The following is a 16,248-nucleotide window of genomic DNA, read 5'->3' as shown; positions in this document are numbered from 1 at the left end:
ATCTCCTGCGCAATCAAATGGTTAACAAAACCGCTCAAATCATAGGCAAACATGTGTGACTGGCGGATGACGGCCATTCCAGGCCCTTCCGGAGCCGTATCTCCACAGACTTGTCCACAGCTTCGGTGGAAAAGCCTGCACACCCCTTTAGCTCTTGATGTCGGCCGTCAACTGATAACACGAGATCGTGATGACCGAAGCTGATCCGCGCGAATTCTTGCCCGACCCCGGCCCCGCCGCGCCCAGCGGGCTGTCCGTGATCGAGCGCGCGCTGGAGACCTTGCCGCTGGCGCCCGGCGTCTATCGGATGCTCGATGCCAAGGGCGATGCGCTCTATGTCGGCAAGGCGCGCAGCCTGAAGCGGCGGGTGCATGCCTATACCCAGCTGGCCCGCCTGCCCGAGCGCCTGCGCCGCATGGTCTTCGAGACCCGCAGCCTGGAGGTGGTGACCACCGGCAGCGAGGCCGAGGCCCTGCTGCTGGAGGCCAACCTGATCAAGCGGCTGCGGCCGCGCTTCAACATCGTGCTGCGGGACGACAAGTCCTATCCCTGGCTGGTGCTGACCGAGGACCACCCCTTCCCCCAGATCGGCAAGCATCGCGGGGAGCGCCGCAAGGGCGCCAGCTACTGGGGCCCCTTCGCCAGCGCCTGGGCGGTGAACCAGACGCTGACCGCGCTGCAGAAGGTGTTCCTGCTGCGCACCTGCCGCGACACGGTCTTCGACAGCCGCACCCGGCCCTGCCTGCTGCACCAGATCAAGCGCTGCTCCGCCCCCTGCGTCGAGCGCGTCTCGAAGGAGGAATATGCGGCGCTGGTGCGGGAGGCGAAGGATTTCCTCGGCGGCGGCATCCCCTCCCTGCAACGCAAGATGGCGGCGGAGATGGAGGAGGCGGCGGAGCGGCTGGAGTTCGAGCGGGCCGCCAGCCTGCGCGACCGCATCCGCGGCCTGACCCATGTGCAGGGCAGCGACCGCATCCACCTGGATGGGGTGAACGACGCCGATGTGGTGGCGCTGCACCAGATGGCCGGCCAGTCCTGCGTGCAGGTCTTTTTCTTCCGCGGCGGCCGCAACAACGGCAACCGGCCCTTCTTCCTGTCCCACGCCAAGGCCGAGCAGAGCGCGGAGGAGGTGCTGGGCGCCTTCCTGGCCCAGCTCTATGACGACCTGCCGCCGCCGCCCCTGGTGCTGGTCAGCCACGACCCCCAGGACGAACCCCTGCTGGCCGAGGCGCTGAGCCTCAAGGCCGGCCGCAAGGTCGAGATCCACCGCCCGCAGCGCGGCGAGAAGCGCGCCGCGATGGACCATGCCCTGACCAATGCGCGGGAGGCGATCGAGCGCCGCATGGCGGAGGGCGCCGCCCAGGCCGACCTGCTGGCCGGCGTCGCCCGCATCTTCGACCTGCCGGCCCCGCCGGAGCGGGTGGAGGTCTATGACAACAGCCACATCATGGGCACCAACGCCTATGGCGTGATGATCGTGGCCGGCCCCGGCGGCTTCCTGAAGTCGGCCTATCGCAAATACGGCATCAAGGGCCCGGCCCCCGCCCTCCCCAGCATGGCCCCTGCACCGATCCCAAGAGGCGGCGACGACTTCGCCATGATGCGGGAGGTCTTCGAACGCCGCTTCGGCCGCGCCCTGAAGGAAGACCCGGGCCGCGAGAGCGAGGCTTGGCCCGACCTGGTGCTGATCGATGGCGGCGCCGGCCAGCTTTCCGCGGCGCGCGAAATCCTGGCCGAGCTCGGCGTGGACGACATCCCGCTGGTCGCCATGTCCAAGGGGCCGGATCGCGACGCCGGCCGTGAATGGTTCCATCAATCGGGCCGCGACCCGATCCAGCTGCCGCCGCGCGACCCGGTCCTGTACTACCTGCAGCGGCTGCGGGACGAGGCGCATCGCTTCGCCATCACCACCCATCGTAGCGGCCGGTCCAAGGCGCTGGTGCGGTCGGAGCTGGACGATGTGCCGGGTGTGGGCGCCGCGCTGAAACGGAAACTTCTCAATCACTTCGGCTCCGCCCGCGGGGTGCGGAATGCGGCGCTGGCCGACCTGGAGAATGCGCCGGGAATCGGCCCCGCAGTGGCGCGACGCATCCATGGGCATTTCCACCCGGGGGCCGGGACGCGTAGAGTGCCGGAAGGCTGAGCCAAGATGAACACCCGGATGAATTTGTGCCGACCGACCTTCCCAACCTCCTGACGCTGTCGCGCATCGCGGCCATCCCGGTGCTCGTCCTGTTCGCCACACTGGGCGAGCCGTGGACGAACCTGGTCGCCTGCATCGTCTTCTCGGCGGCGGCGATCACCGACTATTTCGACGGCAAGCTGGCGCGGTCGCGGAAGCAGATCAGCGATTTCGGCCGCATGCTGGACCCGATCGCGGACAAGCTGCTGGTCGGCGCCGCGCTGATGCTGCTGGCCGGCAATGGCCAGCTCAGCACCTTCGGCCTGTTCCCGGCCATCGTCATCCTGCTGCGGGAGATCCTGGTCTCCGGCCTGCGCGAATACCTGGCGGGGCTGAAGATCGGCCTGCCGGTCACCAACCTGGCCAAGTGGAAGACCGGCTTCCAGATGGGCGCGCTGGGCGCGCTGCTGGCCGGCGACAGCGGCGCCTCCGTCATCTGGCTGTCCTGGCTGCCCGTCTCCCTGATCGGGGAGGTGATGCTGCTGGCGGCCGCCATTCTCACGTTGGTGACGGGCTGGGACTATCTGCAGGCCGGGCTGCGCCATGTAGGCGGGGCGGCGGCCCAGCCGCCGGCGCCGCCGTCCCCAGGGCCGGCCCCAGCCCCGGCCCCCTTGCAGACTCCGCTTCGCTCTTGAGGCGTGCCATGCTGCAGCGCATCTTCCGCCCGAACATCGCGATCACGGGAGCCGACATGGCCGCCGCACCCACCTGCCCATCCCCGAAGAGCCCGGCCCGAGGCGCGCCGCTGCTGGCGCTCCTGTTGCTGGCCGGCTGCTCCAACGGGGGTATCGGCAGCAGCATCAGCTCCAGCCTCGACCGCCTCTGGTCGCCCTTCATGGGCTCCACCAATGTGGTGACCTCGGACAGCCTGACCGTCCAGCGCGTGCGTGGCGGCAACCCCGCGGTGGAACCGCTGGTGCCGGAGGGCGGCGATGTCTGGCCGGTGCAGGAAGCCGAGCGGCCGACGCTGCTGGGCGGGCCGGACGAGGCGATGCGCAATATCCCGGTCTATCGCCCCTCCCTGATCGAGGGCGCTCCGGCCGCCTCCTCCCCGGTGCCGACGCCGGGGGAACGGCCGGTGCGGCGCGGCTCCTCCACCCCGCCGGGCAGCCTGGCCGCGCCGGGCGATTTCGCACGCAATCCGGCGAGCCCTGCACCCGCCGGCGCCTATACCCCGCCGCCGCCGCGGCTGGAGGGGCGGCCGATGACCACCCCCTCCGGCAGCGTTGTCACGGGCACCGGCGGCACCTCCCGCGTCCAGGGCTATACCGGCCCGCAGGGCGGCGGCGCCGTGGTGCGCGACGGCAATATCGAGACCTGGATCGGCCCGGACGGCCAGACCCGCACGCGCGTGGTGCCGAACTGAGGGCGAGCCCTTGAAGATCCTCTACTTCGCCTGGGTCCGCCAAAGGGTCGGGCTGGCCGAGGAGGATGTCGCGCCGCCGGCCGAGGTGCGGGACGTGGCCGGGCTGATCGCCTGGCTGGCCACACGCAGCCCCGGCCATGCCAGCGCCTTCGCCGATCCGCGCCAGCTCCGCGCCGCGGTGAACCAGGACTTCGCGACGCCCGACCAGGCGGTGGCGGCGGGCGACGAGGTGGCCTTCTTCCCGCCTGTGACGGGCGGCTGAGATGGCCGGCCCGACCATCCGCGTGCAGGAAGCGCCCTTCGACCTTGGCGCCGAATCGGCGGCGCTGACCGCGGGCCGGACGGATATCGGCGGGCTGGCCAGCTTCGTCGGCCTTTGCCGCGCCGATGACGGGCTGGCCGCGCTGGTGCTGGAGCATTATCCGGGCATGACCGAGCGGGCGCTGCAAAAAATCGCGGCGGAGGCCTGGGCGCGCTGGCCGCTGACCGGCTGCACCGTGATCCACCGCGTCGGCCGGCTGGTGCCGGGGGAGCCGATCGTGCTGGTGCTCACCGCCTCCGCGCACCGGGCCGCGGCGCTCGAGTCCTGCGCCTTCCTGATCGACTGGCTGAAGACCTCCGCCCCCTTCTGGAAGCGGGAGGAATTTGCGAGCGGCGACAGCCGCTGGGTGGAGGCCAAGGCGACGGACGAGGCCGCCGCCGCGCGCTGGGCGAAGCCGGCTTGATCCTGCGCCTCTCGGCGATCCTGCTCGGTGCCTTGTTGCTGGTCTGGCCGGCCTTCCTGAACGGCTATCCGCTGCTGTTCAGCGATACCGGCGCCTTCCTGCACCAGACCACGGGGCCGCTGGTGATCTGGGACAAGCCGCATGTCTATGGGCCGCTGATGGCCCTGTTCCACTGGCACACCAGCCTCTGGGGGCCGCTGCTGGCGCAGGGGCTCTGCCTGTCGCACCTGCTGTGGCTGGCGCAGCGGGCGCTGCGCGGCAGCGCCGGGCCGGGTGTCCACCTGGCCTGCTGCCTGGCCACCGCCTTGCTGACCACCGCGCCCTTCACCATCGCGCTGCTGATGCCGGATGTCTTCGCCCCGGTGGTGCTGCTGGCACTGCTGTTGCTGGGGTTTGCCCGGGACTCGCTCAGCCGGGTGGAAGTGCTGTGGCTGGGGCTGCTGGCGTCCATCGGCATCGCGACGCATCTGTCGCATCTGCCGCTGGCGCTCGCCCTGGTGGTCTTCGTGGCCTTGGTGGCGCGGCGGGTCTGGCCGGTGCTGCGCGCGGCAGCGCCGCTGGCGGCGGCGATCCTGCTGCTGCTCGGCACGAACTACTGGGGGCATGGGCGGGCGGTGCTGTCGCCGCATGGCGCGACCTTCGCCCTGGCCCGGCTGCAGGCGGATGGCCCCGCCGCCGCCGTGATCCGCGACCGCTGCCCCGAATCCGGCTGGTATCTCTGCGCCTTCGCCGACCGGCTGCCGATGGACAGCGACGCCTTCCTCTGGGAGCCGGACAGCCCGGTGAACCGCGCGCCGGACGGCACGCCGCGCTTCCTGGGCGGCGCGCTGCTCTCGGCCGAGGCCAGCGTCATCGTGGGGGAGACGCTGCGGACCCATCCGCTGGAGGTGGCCTGGACCACGGCCCTGAATGCGCTGCGCCAGATGGGGTTGGCGACGGTGGGGGATACGCTGGTCGAGACCCACCTGGCCGCCGCCGTGCGCCCGCGCATCGCGGAGGCCTTTCCGGGCCGCGAACTCGCCACCTATGACGCGGCGCTGCAGCCCCGCGGCCTGCTGCCGGCAGCCGTGTCGCCCTTCCTGTTCGGGCACGTCCCCGTGCTGCTGGCCGGCGCGGCGCTGGCGCTTTTCGCCTGGTGGCGCGGGCTCGGCGATCGCCGGCGGATCGGGCTGGTGGTGGGGGTGCTGGTCGGTGTCTCGGCCAATGCGCTGGCCACCGGTGGATTGTCGAAACCGCATCTGCGCTATGAGGCGCGGATCCTCTGGCTGATGCCGGTGATCGCGGGCCTCGCCCTGCTGCCGCGGTCCCGGCCGCAGCCGGGCGCGGATCGCGGCGAAATCCGGTGACGCCGCGCCGCCTCGCCCTGGTCGCGGTGCTGCTGGGGGCGCCGCTGCTGGTCTGGCCGGCCTTCCTGAACTTCTATCCGCTGGTCTTCATCGACACCGTCTCCTACCTGCTGCACACCACCGCGCCGGAAGTGCCCTGGGACAAGACCCAGGCCTATGGGCCCTTCCTGCACCTGTTCCACTGGCAGCTCAGCCTTTGGCCCGCGGTGCTGGCGCAGGGGCTGATCGCCTCGCACCTCATCTGGCTGGCCCAGCGGGCGCTGCGCGGCGCGGCGCAGCCGGGCTGGCACCTGATGCTCTGCGCCGGGCTGGGCCTGCTGACCTCGGCGCCCTGGTTCCTGGCCACGCTGATGCCGGATGCACTGACCGGGTTGGTGCCGCTGAGCCTGTTCCTGCTGGCCTTCGGCGGGCTGGGTCCCTTGATGACGGCCTGGGTCGGGGGGGTCGCGGTGCTGGCGGTGGCGTCCCACCTGTCGCATCTGCCGCTGGCCCTGGCACTGCTGGCGCTGACCCTGCTGCTCGGCCGGCGGATGCGCCCCCTGCTGCGGGCCGGGCTGCCGGTGGCGCTGGCGGTGCTGTTCCTGTGTACCGCCAATGCCCTGGCCTTCGGGCGCTTCACCCCCTCCCCGCACGGCGCCGCCTTTCTGCTGGCGCGGCTGCAGGCGGATGGCCCGGCGGCGGCGCTGCTGCGCGACCGCTGCCCGGAAGCCGGCTGGCACCTGTGTGCCTTCACCGACCGGCTGCCGATGGACAGCGACGAGCTGCTCTGGGACGGCACCAGCCCGCTGAACCGGGAGGCCGATGGCAGTCCGCGCGCCATGGGCGCCATGCGCGGCGCGGCCGAGGCACAGGAGATCGTCGCCGCCACGCTGCGCGCCTATCCGCTGCAGGTCGCCGCCGCCGCACTGCGCAATGCCTGGGCGCAGCTGGGCTTGACGCGGGTGGGCGACACGCTCTCGGCCGAGCATCTCGACCTCTCGGCCCGCCGCGCCATCGCCGGCCATTTCCCGGCGGCGGAGCTGGCCCGCTTCGATGCCGGGGCGCAGATGCGCGGCGCGCTGCCCAGCCTGGCCAAGCCCTGGCTATGGCCGCATCTGCCGGTGCTGCTGGCCAGCCTGCCGCTGGCGCTCTGGCTGGGGTGGCGGGCGGCACGGGCGCGGGACCTGTCGCGCCTGGCGCTGCTGGCCTTCGCGCTGGGCGCGCTGGCCGCCAATGCGGCGGCGGCCGGCGCGCTGTCCAAGCCGCATCACCGCTACCAGGCGCGCATCGCCTGGCTGCTGCCACTGGCAGTCGGGCTGGCCGCCATCCCGCGAAGGGGTGCCGGGCCGCATGCGTCCGGTGAAAGCGGGCGAGCCCAGCGCGCGGAGCGCGCGCGTCACGCCGCAGGCGTGCCTCCGGCACGAGGCGCCTGAGGGTCTGGAATCAGTAGAAGAAGCGCTCCTCCACCACCTTGCCGTCCTTGACCGTATAGAGGCCAATCTCGGCCATCTGGATGCGCTGGCCGCTTTCCTTCACCGTCACATCCATCTCGAAGCGCAGCGCGAACTGGTCGCCGTGCACGAAGGGGCCCTCGGTGGTGGCGGAGTGGATCTCGTGGTTGGCGTACCACCACTCGCCCTTGCCCTTCACCGCCTCCCGCCCGCGCAGCTCCGCCATCGGGCCGTCCATCGCCTCGCGGCTCACCACATCCTCGGACCAGTAGCGCGCGCCGGCCTCCTCATGCCGGTCAGCCTTGCAGAGCGCGGCGAAATCCTCGGCGATCTCCCGGGTATCCATCGGTCTGTTCCCTTTATGTTCACTAATGGGAGCTTAACCAAAGGCGCCGGCGGGAAGCAAGGTCAGTTCGCGCAGGCTGCGATCAAGCGGGTGATATCGGCCCAGGCGATGCTGCGTTCGGGCATGGCATGGCCCAGCCTCTCCCGCTGCACCACCGGCCCCAGGATGCCGCCGAAGCGTTTCGCGAAGCGCGGCAGCCCCTCACGCCCCGCCGGCACGGCCAGCGTGGCGGCGCGGGCGCCGTCCTGGCGCATGCGCTGCGCCAGCAGGCCGAGCAGGCTGCGCCCGATGCCGCGCCCGCGCATCTTCTCCCGCACCTCCAAATGGTCGATCTGCGCGATGCCGGAGACCAGCGCCGCATGGGCGAAGCCTTCCAGCTGGTGGCCGGTCACCGCCACCACCACCTGGCCGGGGCGCTTGCGGCCGCGCAGCTGTTCCTGCCAGTGCAGGATCAGCGCCGCCTCCAGCGGGTCCTCGATGAAATCGGCGTCGAAGATGCCGGCATGGGAGACGCGCCAGAGGTCGGCATGCAGCTGGCTGATCCGCGCCACATCCCCGACCCGCGCCGTGCGCAGTTCCAGCGGCATCAGCGGGCCACCTGCCGCATAGCTGGCATGGATGCCATCGCCCTATCCTCCTGCCGTCGCGCGCATCGCTACTCTCGGCGGCGCCGGTGCCCTATATCGGGGGAAATCGTGCCGCGCGATGCCATGCAGGCCATGGCGGCGCGGAAAGCATCGATAACCGGCCCTGAAGGGGACGGGAGGCTCATGGGAACGCATATCGGCCATGCCGCTGGAAACTGATCCCCAAGCCAAGCCGCTGCCGGCGCGTTCGGCCGCGGAGGACAAGCGGGGGCGGGAAGACGAAAGGGCCAGCCCGGCTGGCGCCTCCAGCGGCCCGCATGCCGGCCGCAACCTGCTCTTCCTGCGGGAGGAGGAGCTGCGCCTGGCGCAGGACCTGCTGTTCTTCGGCTATCGCGACTTCACTGCCGGGGCGGATGCCATCCTGGCCGGGCTGGACATGGGCCGGGCGCATCATCGCGTGCTGCATTTCGTCGGCCGCCGGCCGGGCATCACGGTGGGCGACCTGCTGGGCATTCTCGGCATCACCAAGCAATCACTCGGCCGCGTGCTGACGCCGCTGGTGGAGGATGGCTTCGTCACGCAAAGCCCCGGCCGCAGCGACCGCCGGCAGCGCCTGCTGACCTTGACGGAAAAGGGCGCGGCGCTGGAGCGCAGCCTGTTCGAGCGGCAGCGGGATACGGTGATGCGCGCCTATCGGGAGGCCGGGCCGCAGGCGGTGGACGGCTTCCGGCGCGTCATGCGCGGGCTGATGGGGCCGGAGGCGCGCGCGGCGCTGGAACGGCTGGAGGCCGGGCCGGGGCCGGAGGCGGGCCGATGAGCGCCACATCGGATGCGCCGCATCTGCTGGTGGTGGACGACGATGCCCGGCTGCGCGCCCTGCTGCAGCGTTTCCTGACCGAGCAGGGTTTCCGCATCACCGCCGCCGCCGATGCCGCCGCCGCCCGCCATGCCCTGACCTCAGTCAGCTTCGACCTGATGGTGCTGGACGTGATGATGCCCGGCGAAAGCGGCCTGGAGCTGACCGAAAGCCTGCGGCGGGAGGGCCAGGAACTGCCCATCCTGATGCTGACCGCCCGCGGCGCCCCGGATGACCGCGTGACCGGCTTCGAACACGGCGTCGACGACTACCTGGCGAAACCTTTCGACCCGCGGGAGCTGGCGCTGCGCATCCGCACCATCCTGCGCCGCGCCGCGCCGCCGCCGGTGGCGGATCTCTCGGGCAGCCCGGTGCAGCTCGGCATCCGCTGGTTCGACCCGCAGCGGGCGGAGCTGCGCGGGCCGGAGGGGGTGGTGCGGCTGACGGGCGGCGAGCAGGCGCTGCTGCTGGCCCTCGCCCAGCGCCCGAACGAGGTGCTGAGCCGGGAGGAGATCGCCGTGGCGCTCGGCACGCCGGAGGCCGGTGAGCGCGCGATCGACGTGCAGGTGACCCGCCTGCGCCGCAAGATCGAGCCCGATCCGCGGGAGCCGCGCTTCGTGCAGACCGTGCGGCACCGCGGCTATGTGCTGAGGCCCGGGTCATGAGCTTGGCGCCGGCCGCCAAGCCGCTGCCCGCGGCACCGCCCGCGCGGCCGGTGCGCGCCTTCGGCCAGCGCCTGCGTACGCTTCTGCCGCGCGGCCTGCTCGGCCGGTCGCTGCTCATCATCCTGCTGCCGCTGCTGATCCTGCAGGGCGTGGCGCTGCAGCTGTTCTACGGCAACCACCTGGATGTCATCTCCCGCCGCCTGGCCGGCGGCGTGGCGGGCGAGATCGGGCTGGTGATCGAGATGATGCAGCGCATGCCGGACCCCGCCGACCGGGCCTGGCTGTTCCGCGATGCCGCCTGGCGGCTGGACCTGGCGCTGGCTTTCGAAGCCGGGGCCAGCCTCGGCGCCCCGCCGGACCGCGCGGCCTCCCTGCCCCTGCTGCCGCTGGAGGACGACCTGGCGCATGCCATGGCGGAGCGGGTGCGGCGGCCCTTCGATGCCGATTGGCAATCCGACCGCCGCAGCGTGATCATCCGCATCCAGCTGCCGGACGGCGTGCTGCATGTGGAGGCGCCGCGCAAGCGCCTGTTTACCGGCACGCTCTACCTGTTCTTCATCTGGCTGGTGGGATCGTCCCTGCTGCTGTTCGGCGTGGCGGCGCTGTTCATGAAGAACCAGGTGCGCGCCATCAGGCGGCTGGCCGGCGCTGCGGAGGCCTTCGGGCTTGGCCGCGACATCGGGCTGATGAAGCCGGAGGGCGCGGCGGAGGTCCGCCAGGCCGCCAGCGCCTTCAACCGCATGCAGGACCGCATCCGCCGCTTCGTCGCCCAGCGCACCGATATGCTGGCCGGCATCAGCCACGACCTGCGCACACCGCTGACCCGCATGCGCCTGGCGCTGGCCATGCTGCCCCATCGGGCGGAGGCGGAGGAGGATGTGGCGGCGCTGACGGAGGATGTGGAGGAGATGGAGCGGATGGTCGCCGCCTATCTCGCCTTCGCGCGCGGGGAGGCGCAGGAGCAGACCCAGCCGACCGATCTCGCCGCCATCGTGCGCGACGTGGCCAAGAAGGCGCAGCGGGATGGCGCGGTGGTGGTCGTGGAGGCGCCGGAGGCGCTGGAACTGCCGCTGCGGCCGGATGCGCTGCGGCGCTGCCTGGGCAATCTGCTGGACAATGCCCGCAAGCATGCGCGGCGGATCAGCGTGACGGTAGCGGAGATTCCCCGCGCCGAGGCCGGGGCCTGGGCGCAGGTCACGGTGGATGACGACGGCCCCGGAATTCCGGAGGCGCAGCGGGAGGAGGCTTTTCGCCCGTTTGCCACGCTGACGGCGGGCGGCACCGGGCTGGGGCTGGCCATCGCGCGGGATATCGCCCGCTCGCATGGCGGCGATATCGTGCTGGAGCAAAGCCCGCTGGGCGGGCTGCGGGCCAGGGTGCGGCTACCGCTTTAGCGGCGCGCAAGCCTCTCCCCCGGGCGGGGGAGAGGAACGCGCAGAAATCAGCCGCCCTGCTTGGCGACCAGGGTCTTCACCTCGTCCATGGCCTCCGTAAAGCGCTTGTTCAGCACGCCCAGCGCCTCGGAATTGGAGTTCTGGATGAGGTCGGCGACCTCCTTCATGTTGGCCACCGCGCGCTCATAGGCGGACTTCAGCAGCTCGGCCTGCTTGGCGGCGCGGGCCTGCGGGCTCTCGGTGCCGGACATCATGCGGATGGCGTCCGTCATCTCGGCCATCGAGGCCTGCAGGATCTCCATGTGGCGGCGGGCCACGGCTTGCGCGCCTTCCAGCGCCACGCGATTGGCGTTGGACAGCGCCTCCAGGTTGCGGCGCTGCGCCTCGGCCAGGCCCGACATGTCGGGCATCGCCGGCATGCGGAATTCGGACAGCATGCGCATCATCTCGTCGGGCTTCATGCCAAAGCGGTCGGACATCGCAACGGCTCCTCAGGCGTGGGGGGAAAAAAGGACGCGCGGCCTATACCGGAGGCCAGTGGGCGGCAGAAGGCGAAAAATGCTGCAACGCACAAAAAAACTTAGTCTTCTCAGGACTCCGTCTTGCAGCGCGGGACTCGCTTCCCGATCACGCGAGGTCCGGCGGCAGGGCGCGATCCCCGGGCTCGATCCGCAGGCTGCGCGCGGTCTGCTCGGCGCGATCCAGTGCCCGGTCCAGCGCGGCCATGGTGGGGCCCATATCGACGGTGTCGTCCTTTTCCCAGGCGCGGATCGTCATCAGCCAGACGCCCACCAGCCCTGCGGCGCGAAGCTTGCCCTGCAGGCCGGAGGAGTCCAGTTCGGCCGCCTCCAGCATGCGCTCCATGCTGCGCTGCAGGATCGGCGCCAGCGCCACGGCCAGCACGCCGTCCCGGCGCATGTCGGAAATCAGCCGCAGCATGCCGGCCCGATGCGGCAGCAGCGCATCCACGCCGCGCATCAGCACGTCGAAGACCCGGTCCCGCGGCGTGCCGCCCTGGCCGGGGACGGTGCCGGCCGAGACGCTTTCGGCCACCGCATCGGCATGCAGCCGCAGCAGATCAAGGCGGGAGGGGAAGCGCCGCACCAGCTCCCCGGCCGGGATGCCGGACAGGGCGGCGAGCCGGCCGGGTGTCACGCCGCGCCAGCCATGCTCGGCGATCACGGTGAACAAGGCGTCGAGCAGCTGGGTGTCGGTGGATTGCATGACCCGATGTTGGGGGCGGAACCGCGCCGCGCCAATGGGAAATGCGTGAATTCAGAGACCATTTGAGAATGGCGGCGGTTGAGGGCCCGCAGGTGATTTTTCGTCCTTGCCAGGCGCCGGATACAGCCGATGCTGGTTGCATCGGCAAATCCGGCGTCGCGCGAGCAGCGCGCCCGAGGCGCGACGCAGGGGCGGAAAAGCACCGCGGGGCCGACCCGCCGCTGTTCTCAAATGGTCTCTCAGCCGGCGAGTTCGCGCGACCGCGCCGTGGCCGCCGCGATGGCCTGGGAAATCGCCTGCGGCCAGGCGGACTCCGCCATCAGCACCGCCAGCGCCCGCTCCGTCGTGCCCTTGGGGCTGGTGACGTTCTTGCGGAGCTGCGCGGCATCCTCGGCGCTCGCGGCCAGCAGGGCGCCGGAGCCGGCGACGGTGGCGCGGGACATGCGGCGGGCGAGGTCCGGCGGAATGCCCTGTTCCACCGCCGCGGCCTCCAGCAGCTCCGCCAGCAGGAAGACATAGGCGGGGCCGCCGCCGGAGACCGCGGTCACCGGGTCCAGCAGGCCTTCCTGCTCCACCCAGTCCACCTCCCCGGTCGCGGCCAGCAGCGTATCGGCCAGGCTGCGCTGGGCCGCCGTCACGCCCGGGCCGGCGAAGGCCACGGTGAAACCCTGGCGGACGGCGGCGGGGGTATTGGGCATGGCGCGCACCACGGCGGCGCCGGCCCCGAGCAGCCCCTGCATGAAGCCCACCGTCTTGCCCGCCATGATGGAGACGAAGACGGCGCCGCCGGCGAAGCGGGCATAGGCGGGCAAGGTGGCCGGCGCCTCCTGCGGCTTGGTCGCCAGGATCACCGCGGCGGGTGCGAAGTCCCGGGGGATCTCCGCCGGGTCCCGCAGCAGCGTCGCGCGCGGGATGGGGCCGTTGGCGAAGGGGTCGACGACGATCGTCTCGCCCAGGCCGCGTTCGCGCCAGCCGGTCAGCATGGCGCCCCCCATCTTGCCGCAGCCGATGAGGAGGAGGGGGGGAAGGGTCTCGGTCATGCGGGCAGCCTTGCCGTCGCCCGCGCGCTTGGCAAGCGGGTGGAAGCCCCCTCACCCAACCCTTCCCCCCATGAATGGGGGGAGAGGGCTTTCGTCAGGCCTCGCCGACGCAGTCCAGCATGGCGGCCTGCAGCGCCTCGGCCGGCGGCTTGCCGCCCCAGAGCACGAACTGGAAGGCGGGGAAGAAGCGCTCGCATTCGGTCAGCGCGATATCGACCATGTCCTCGAGGCTCTCGGCCGAGGCGCCGGGCGCGCCGCGCAGCAGCACCGCATGGCGGAAGACCGGCACGCCATCGTCGCTGTCCAGGCCGAAATGGCCGATCCAGAGCTTCTCATTCGCCAGGGCCAGCAGCTCGAACAGCCGGTCCCGCTTCGCGGCCGGCACCTTCAGGTCAAAGGTGCAGGAGAAATGCATGGCGCTGATTTCCTGCGACCAGGAGAAATACAGGCCGTAGTCGCACCATTTGCCCGGGGCTTCCGCCGCCATTTCGCTGTCCGACCGGCGGTCGAACACCCATTCATTCGCTGTCACGATCTGTTCCAGCACATCGAGCGGGTTCGCGGATCGGTCGCGTTCCTCGTATCCGACATAAGCGGACATCGCGGCACCTCCTTCGCCCGACCAGGGCGGTGCCCCCTGTAATAGGGGCTGCCCACCCGAATCGCCACAATGGCTAGATTACGCAGGTGCGAAACGCCACCGCAAGAGCCGCTTCCTTAATGCAAGCCAAGGGCTTGGCGGCCAAGGTGCGAATGGCACCTCGGCCGCGGCTTTCAACCGCCGTCGACGGACTGGCCGGGATCGATGGAAGCGTCGGCGGCCGGCGCGGCCTGGGCCAGCTTCGCCTCCAGCGCGGCAACGCGGACTTCCAGCGCCTCGGCCTGTTCGCGGGCGCGTCGGGCCACTTCCAGGGCGGCGTCCAGATCCTCGCGCCGCACCAGCTCCAGGCGCTGCACCATGGCCTCGACCTGCGCGCGGCCCATGGCCTCGGCCTCCGCCCGGGCGCCGGCCAGGACGGAGAATGCGCCGCCGGCCATGCCGGCCAGGTCGTCGAAGAGGCCGCGCTTCGGCCCGCTGCCGCCGCCCATGCCCCAGCCTGGGCCGCCGGTCCCGCTACCTGTGCCGCCGGTGCCTCCGGTGCCTGTGCCTCCGGTGCCCGCCCCGCTGGATCCGCTACTGCCGGCTCCGGTTTCGCTGGTCATCACGACCTCCTGCCCAAATGCTGTGCGCCTTGTCCGGCCGCGATCCCGCGGCCTATACCCCGCCCGCGGCGAGATAGGGGCCGCGACGCGAAGGGACAACCGCCGATGTATGTCGTGACCGGCGGGGCCGGTTTCATCGGGTCCAACCTGGTCGCCGCACTCTGTGACCGGGGCGAGGAGGTCCTGGTGGTGGACCGGCTGCGGGATGGCGTGAAGTGGCGCAACCTGGCGCATCACGGCATCGCCGGCATTCTGCACCCGGACCAGCTGCCCGATTTCTGGAAGACCCAGCCCAAGGTCACCGCGGTGCTGCATATGGGCGCGATCAGCGCGACCACGGCGACCGATGGCGACCTGGTGGCGGACACCAACCTGGCCCTGCCGCTGACGCTCTGGGCGGAATGCGCGGCGCGCGGCATCCCCTTCATCTACGCCTCTTCCGCCGCCACCTATGGCGATGGCGCGCTGGGATTTGCCGATGACGAGAGCCCGGCGGCGCTGGCCGCGCTGCGACCGCTGAACCTCTATGGCTGGTCGAAGCTGGCCTTCGACCGGCGCGTGGCGGATCTGCTGGCGCGCGGCCAGCCGGCGCCGCCGCAATGGGCGGGGCTGCGCTTCTTCAACGTCTATGGGCCGAACGAATACCATAAGGGCCGCATGGCCAGCGTGGTTTTTCATAAATTCCACGAGGTGCAGCGCGGGGAGCCGGCCCGGCTCTTCCGCTCCGACCGTCCCGACTATGCCGATGGCGCGCAGATGCGGGACTTCGTGCATGTGGACGACTGCGTGGCGGCCATCCTCTGGCTGCTGGACCATCCGAAGGTCAGCGGGCTGTTCAACATCGGCTCCGGCCAGGCGCGCAGCTTCGTCGACCTGATCCGGGCGATGTTCGCCGGCCTCGGCCAGAACGCCCGCATCGAATTCATCGACATGCCGCCGGACCTGCTCGGCAAATACCAGTACTTTACGGAAGCCCCGATGGCGAAGCTGCGCGCGACCGGCTTCGACCGGGCGCCCACGACGCTGGAAGACGGCGTCGGCCGCTATGTGCGGGACTTCCTGCTGAACCCCGATCCGCACCGGTGACCTGATGTTCGTGATCGCCTTCCCCGTCATCGACCCGGTGCTGATCGAGATCGGCCCCTTCGCGCTGCGCTGGTACGCGCTGGCCTATATCGCCGGCATCGTGCTGGGCTGGATGCTGGCGCGGCGGCTGGTGGCGCTGGCGCCGGTCGCCGCCAGCCGGGAGCAGCTGGACGACTTCGTCACCTGGACCACGCTGGGCATCATCCTGGGCGGGCGGCTCGGCTACGTGCTGTTCTACCGGCCGGGCTACTACATTACCGCGCCGTGGGAGGCGCTGTATGTCTGGCAGGGCGGCATGTCTTTCCATGGCGGCATGCTGGGCGTGATCGTCGCCGCGCTGTGGTTCTGCCGGCGCCAGGGGCTGCCGGCGTTGCGTTTTGGGGACCGGGTGGCGCCGGTGGTGCCGATCGGGCTCGGGCTCGGACGGCTGGCGAATTTCATCAATGGCGAATTGTGGGGCCGCGTCTCCGACGTGCCCTGGGCCATGGTCTTCCCGACCGGCGGGCCGGAGCCGCGCCATCCGAGCCAGCTCTATCAGGCGGCGATGGAAGGCGTGCTGCTCTTCATCGCGCTGAACATCCTGGTCCGCATCCCCGGCATTCGGGAGCGCGAGGGGTTTGTCACGGGCGCCTTCCTGGCGGGCTATGGCGTGGCGCGACTGGTGGGTGAGTTCTTCCGGCAGCCGGATGCGCATCTCGGCTTCCTGTTTGCCGGCGCGACCATGGGCCAGCTGCTGTCCCTGCCGATGATCCTGGCCGGCGCCGTACTGATGCTGCGGGCCCGCCGCCCCGCGTGACG

General features: G+C 71.1%; 19 protein-coding genes. 12 read left to right on the top strand and 7 right to left on the bottom strand.

Going from position 1 to position 16,248, the window contains the following annotated elements; genetic code table 11:
• Window positions 1-190 precede the first annotated feature (190 nt).
• Genes uvrC through J3S20_RS17870 form a run of 7 tightly spaced genes read left to right on the top strand, consistent with a single transcriptional unit; the run spans window position 191 to window position 7,031 of the window.
• Window positions 191-2,143, top strand: coding sequence for an excinuclease ABC subunit UvrC (uvrC, locus tag J3S20_RS17900; RefSeq protein ID WP_216837878.1), 1,953 nt, complete (start codon window positions 191-193; stop codon window positions 2,141-2,143).
• A gap of 26 nt (window positions 2,144-2,169) precedes the next feature.
• A complete protein-coding gene (pgsA, locus tag J3S20_RS17895) occupies window positions 2,170-2,817 on the top strand; it encodes a CDP-diacylglycerol--glycerol-3-phosphate 3-phosphatidyltransferase (RefSeq protein WP_216837877.1) in 648 nt (215 codons plus the stop codon).
• 8 nt (window positions 2,818-2,825) lie between these two features.
• The gene (locus J3S20_RS17890; protein ID WP_216837876.1) at window positions 2,826-3,548 is read left to right on the top strand and encodes a hypothetical protein; all 723 of its coding nucleotides are present in this window, start codon (window positions 2,826-2,828) and stop codon (window positions 3,546-3,548) included.
• A 10-nt stretch (window positions 3,549-3,558) separates the two neighbouring features.
• Window positions 3,559-3,810, top strand: coding sequence for a molybdopterin converting factor subunit 1 (gene moaD, locus J3S20_RS17885; RefSeq protein ID WP_216837875.1), 252 nt, complete (start codon window positions 3,559-3,561; stop codon window positions 3,808-3,810).
• A gap of 1 nt (window position 3,811) precedes the next feature.
• Window positions 3,812-4,273 carry a molybdenum cofactor biosynthesis protein MoaE gene (locus J3S20_RS17880; RefSeq protein WP_216837874.1) on the top strand — a complete coding sequence of 154 codons (462 nt, stop codon included), beginning with the start codon at window positions 3,812-3,814 and terminating at the stop codon, window positions 4,271-4,273.
• Window positions 4,270-5,619 carry a hypothetical protein gene (locus tag J3S20_RS17875; protein ID WP_216837873.1) on the top strand — a complete coding sequence of 450 codons (1,350 nt, stop codon included), beginning with the start codon at window positions 4,270-4,272 and terminating at the stop codon, window positions 5,617-5,619. Before J3S20_RS17880 ends, J3S20_RS17875 begins: the two co-directional genes overlap by 4 nt.
• Window positions 5,616-7,031, top strand: a complete 1,416-nt coding sequence (locus J3S20_RS17870) for a hypothetical protein (RefSeq protein WP_216837872.1) — start codon at window positions 5,616-5,618, stop codon at window positions 7,029-7,031. The genes J3S20_RS17875 and J3S20_RS17870 overlap by 4 nt, the downstream gene beginning before the upstream one ends.
• Window positions 7,032-7,041: 10 nt before the next feature.
• Here J3S20_RS17870 and J3S20_RS17865 read toward each other — a convergent pair whose 3' ends face one another.
• Both J3S20_RS17865 and J3S20_RS17860 read right to left on the bottom strand, forming a co-directional pair.
• Window positions 7,042-7,395, bottom strand: a complete 354-nt coding sequence (locus tag J3S20_RS17865) for a nuclear transport factor 2 family protein (protein ID WP_216837871.1) — start codon at window positions 7,393-7,395, stop codon at window positions 7,042-7,044.
• A gap of 62 nt (window positions 7,396-7,457) precedes the next feature.
• The gene (locus J3S20_RS17860; RefSeq protein ID WP_216837870.1) at window positions 7,458-7,982 is read right to left on the bottom strand and encodes a GNAT family N-acetyltransferase; all 525 of its coding nucleotides are present in this window, start codon (window positions 7,980-7,982) and stop codon (window positions 7,458-7,460) included.
• A gap of 202 nt (window positions 7,983-8,184) precedes the next feature.
• On the opposite strand from J3S20_RS17860, the gene J3S20_RS17855 reads away from it, so the two are divergent.
• From J3S20_RS17855 to J3S20_RS17845, 3 genes are read left to right on the top strand one after another with little or no spacing between them, the layout of a single operon-like run.
• On the top strand, window positions 8,185-8,799 hold the full coding sequence (locus tag J3S20_RS17855; RefSeq protein WP_216837869.1) for a MarR family winged helix-turn-helix transcriptional regulator: 615 nt from the start codon (window positions 8,185-8,187) through the stop codon (window positions 8,797-8,799).
• Window positions 8,796-9,503, top strand: coding sequence for a response regulator (locus J3S20_RS17850; RefSeq protein ID WP_216837868.1), 708 nt, complete (start codon window positions 8,796-8,798; stop codon window positions 9,501-9,503). The genes J3S20_RS17855 and J3S20_RS17850 overlap by 4 nt, the downstream gene beginning before the upstream one ends.
• Complete coding sequence (locus J3S20_RS17845) at window positions 9,500-10,897, top strand: ATP-binding protein (RefSeq protein WP_216837867.1); 1,398 nt, start codon at window positions 9,500-9,502, stop codon at window positions 10,895-10,897. Before J3S20_RS17850 ends, J3S20_RS17845 begins: the two co-directional genes overlap by 4 nt.
• 47 nt (window positions 10,898-10,944) lie before the next feature.
• On the opposite strand, the gene J3S20_RS17840 is transcribed toward J3S20_RS17845, so the two are convergent.
• The 5 genes from J3S20_RS17840 to J3S20_RS17820 all read right to left on the bottom strand — a co-directional run bounded on the left by J3S20_RS17840 (window position 10,945) and on the right by J3S20_RS17820 (window position 14,250).
• Complete coding sequence (locus tag J3S20_RS17840; RefSeq protein WP_246602969.1) at window positions 10,945-11,376, bottom strand: phasin family protein; 432 nt, start codon at window positions 11,374-11,376, stop codon at window positions 10,945-10,947.
• Between the two features lie 148 nt (window positions 11,377-11,524).
• Window positions 11,525-12,121 (bottom strand): TetR family transcriptional regulator, encoded by a 597-nt coding sequence (locus tag J3S20_RS17835; protein WP_216837866.1) that lies wholly within the window; start codon window positions 12,119-12,121, stop codon window positions 11,525-11,527.
• Between the two features lie 239 nt (window positions 12,122-12,360).
• Window positions 12,361-13,161, bottom strand: a complete 801-nt coding sequence (gene proC / locus J3S20_RS17830; protein ID WP_216837865.1) for a pyrroline-5-carboxylate reductase — start codon at window positions 13,159-13,161, stop codon at window positions 12,361-12,363.
• Between the two features lie 94 nt (window positions 13,162-13,255).
• Complete coding sequence (locus tag J3S20_RS17825; RefSeq protein WP_216837864.1) at window positions 13,256-13,762, bottom strand: type III secretion system chaperone family protein; 507 nt, start codon at window positions 13,760-13,762, stop codon at window positions 13,256-13,258.
• Between the two features lie 173 nt (window positions 13,763-13,935).
• The gene (locus J3S20_RS17820; RefSeq protein ID WP_216837863.1) at window positions 13,936-14,250 is read right to left on the bottom strand and encodes an accessory factor UbiK family protein; all 315 of its coding nucleotides are present in this window, start codon (window positions 14,248-14,250) and stop codon (window positions 13,936-13,938) included.
• Window positions 14,251-14,469: 219 nt separating this feature from the next.
• On the opposite strand from J3S20_RS17820, the gene rfaD reads away from it, so the two are divergent.
• Window positions 14,470-15,450, top strand: coding sequence for an ADP-glyceromanno-heptose 6-epimerase (gene rfaD / locus J3S20_RS17815; protein ID WP_216837862.1), 981 nt, complete (start codon window positions 14,470-14,472; stop codon window positions 15,448-15,450).
• 1 nt (window position 15,451) lies between these two features.
• The gene (lgt, locus tag J3S20_RS17810) at window positions 15,452-16,246 is read left to right on the top strand and encodes a prolipoprotein diacylglyceryl transferase (protein ID WP_216838151.1); all 795 of its coding nucleotides are present in this window, start codon (window positions 15,452-15,454) and stop codon (window positions 16,244-16,246) included.
• The last annotated feature ends 2 nt before the right edge of the window (window positions 16,247-16,248 follow it).

The organism is Falsiroseomonas tokyonensis (genome assembly GCF_019024325.1).
In the GTDB taxonomy this organism is placed as follows: Bacteria; Pseudomonadota; Alphaproteobacteria; order Acetobacterales; family Acetobacteraceae; genus Falsiroseomonas; species Falsiroseomonas tokyonensis.
This window is presented reverse-complemented; position numbering and strand designations above follow the sequence as displayed.

Bases quoted from the DNA above. Each gene is read 5' to 3' on its own strand.
- J3S20_RS17835 (WP_216837866.1), bottom strand. From the start codon at position 12,121: ATGCAATCCACCGACACCCAGCTGCTCGACGCCTTGTTCACCGTGATC.
- J3S20_RS17845 (WP_216837867.1), top strand. From the start codon at position 9,500: ATGAGCTTGGCGCCGGCCGCCAAGCCGCTGCCCGCGGCACCGCCCGCG.
- J3S20_RS17820 (WP_216837863.1), bottom strand. From the start codon at position 14,250: ATGGGCGGCGGCAGCGGGCCGAAGCGCGGCCTCTTCGACGACCTGGCC.
- J3S20_RS17880 (WP_216837874.1), top strand. From the start codon at position 3,812: ATGGCCGGCCCGACCATCCGCGTGCAGGAAGCGCCCTTCGACCTTGGC.
- J3S20_RS17855 (WP_216837869.1), top strand. From the start codon at position 8,185: ATGCCGCTGGAAACTGATCCCCAAGCCAAGCCGCTGCCGGCGCGTTCG.
- J3S20_RS17825 (WP_216837864.1), bottom strand. From the start codon at position 13,762: ATGTCCGCTTATGTCGGATACGAGGAACGCGACCGATCCGCGAACCCG.
- proC (WP_216837865.1), bottom strand. From the start codon at position 13,161: ATGACCGAGACCCTTCCCCCCCTCCTCCTCATCGGCTGCGGCAAGATG.
- J3S20_RS17890 (WP_216837876.1), top strand. From the start codon at position 2,826: ATGCTGCAGCGCATCTTCCGCCCGAACATCGCGATCACGGGAGCCGAC.
- uvrC (WP_216837878.1), top strand. From the start codon at position 191: ATGACCGAAGCTGATCCGCGCGAATTCTTGCCCGACCCCGGCCCCGCC.
- rfaD (WP_216837862.1), top strand. From the start codon at position 14,470: ATGTATGTCGTGACCGGCGGGGCCGGTTTCATCGGGTCCAACCTGGTC.
- J3S20_RS17860 (WP_216837870.1), bottom strand. From the start codon at position 7,982: ATGCCGCTGGAACTGCGCACGGCGCGGGTCGGGGATGTGGCGCGGATC.
- J3S20_RS17850 (WP_216837868.1), top strand. From the start codon at position 8,796: ATGAGCGCCACATCGGATGCGCCGCATCTGCTGGTGGTGGACGACGAT.
- J3S20_RS17840 (WP_246602969.1), bottom strand. From the start codon at position 11,376: ATGTCCGACCGCTTTGGCATGAAGCCCGACGAGATGATGCGCATGCTG.
- J3S20_RS17865 (WP_216837871.1), bottom strand. From the start codon at position 7,395: ATGGATACCCGGGAGATCGCCGAGGATTTCGCCGCGCTCTGCAAGGCT.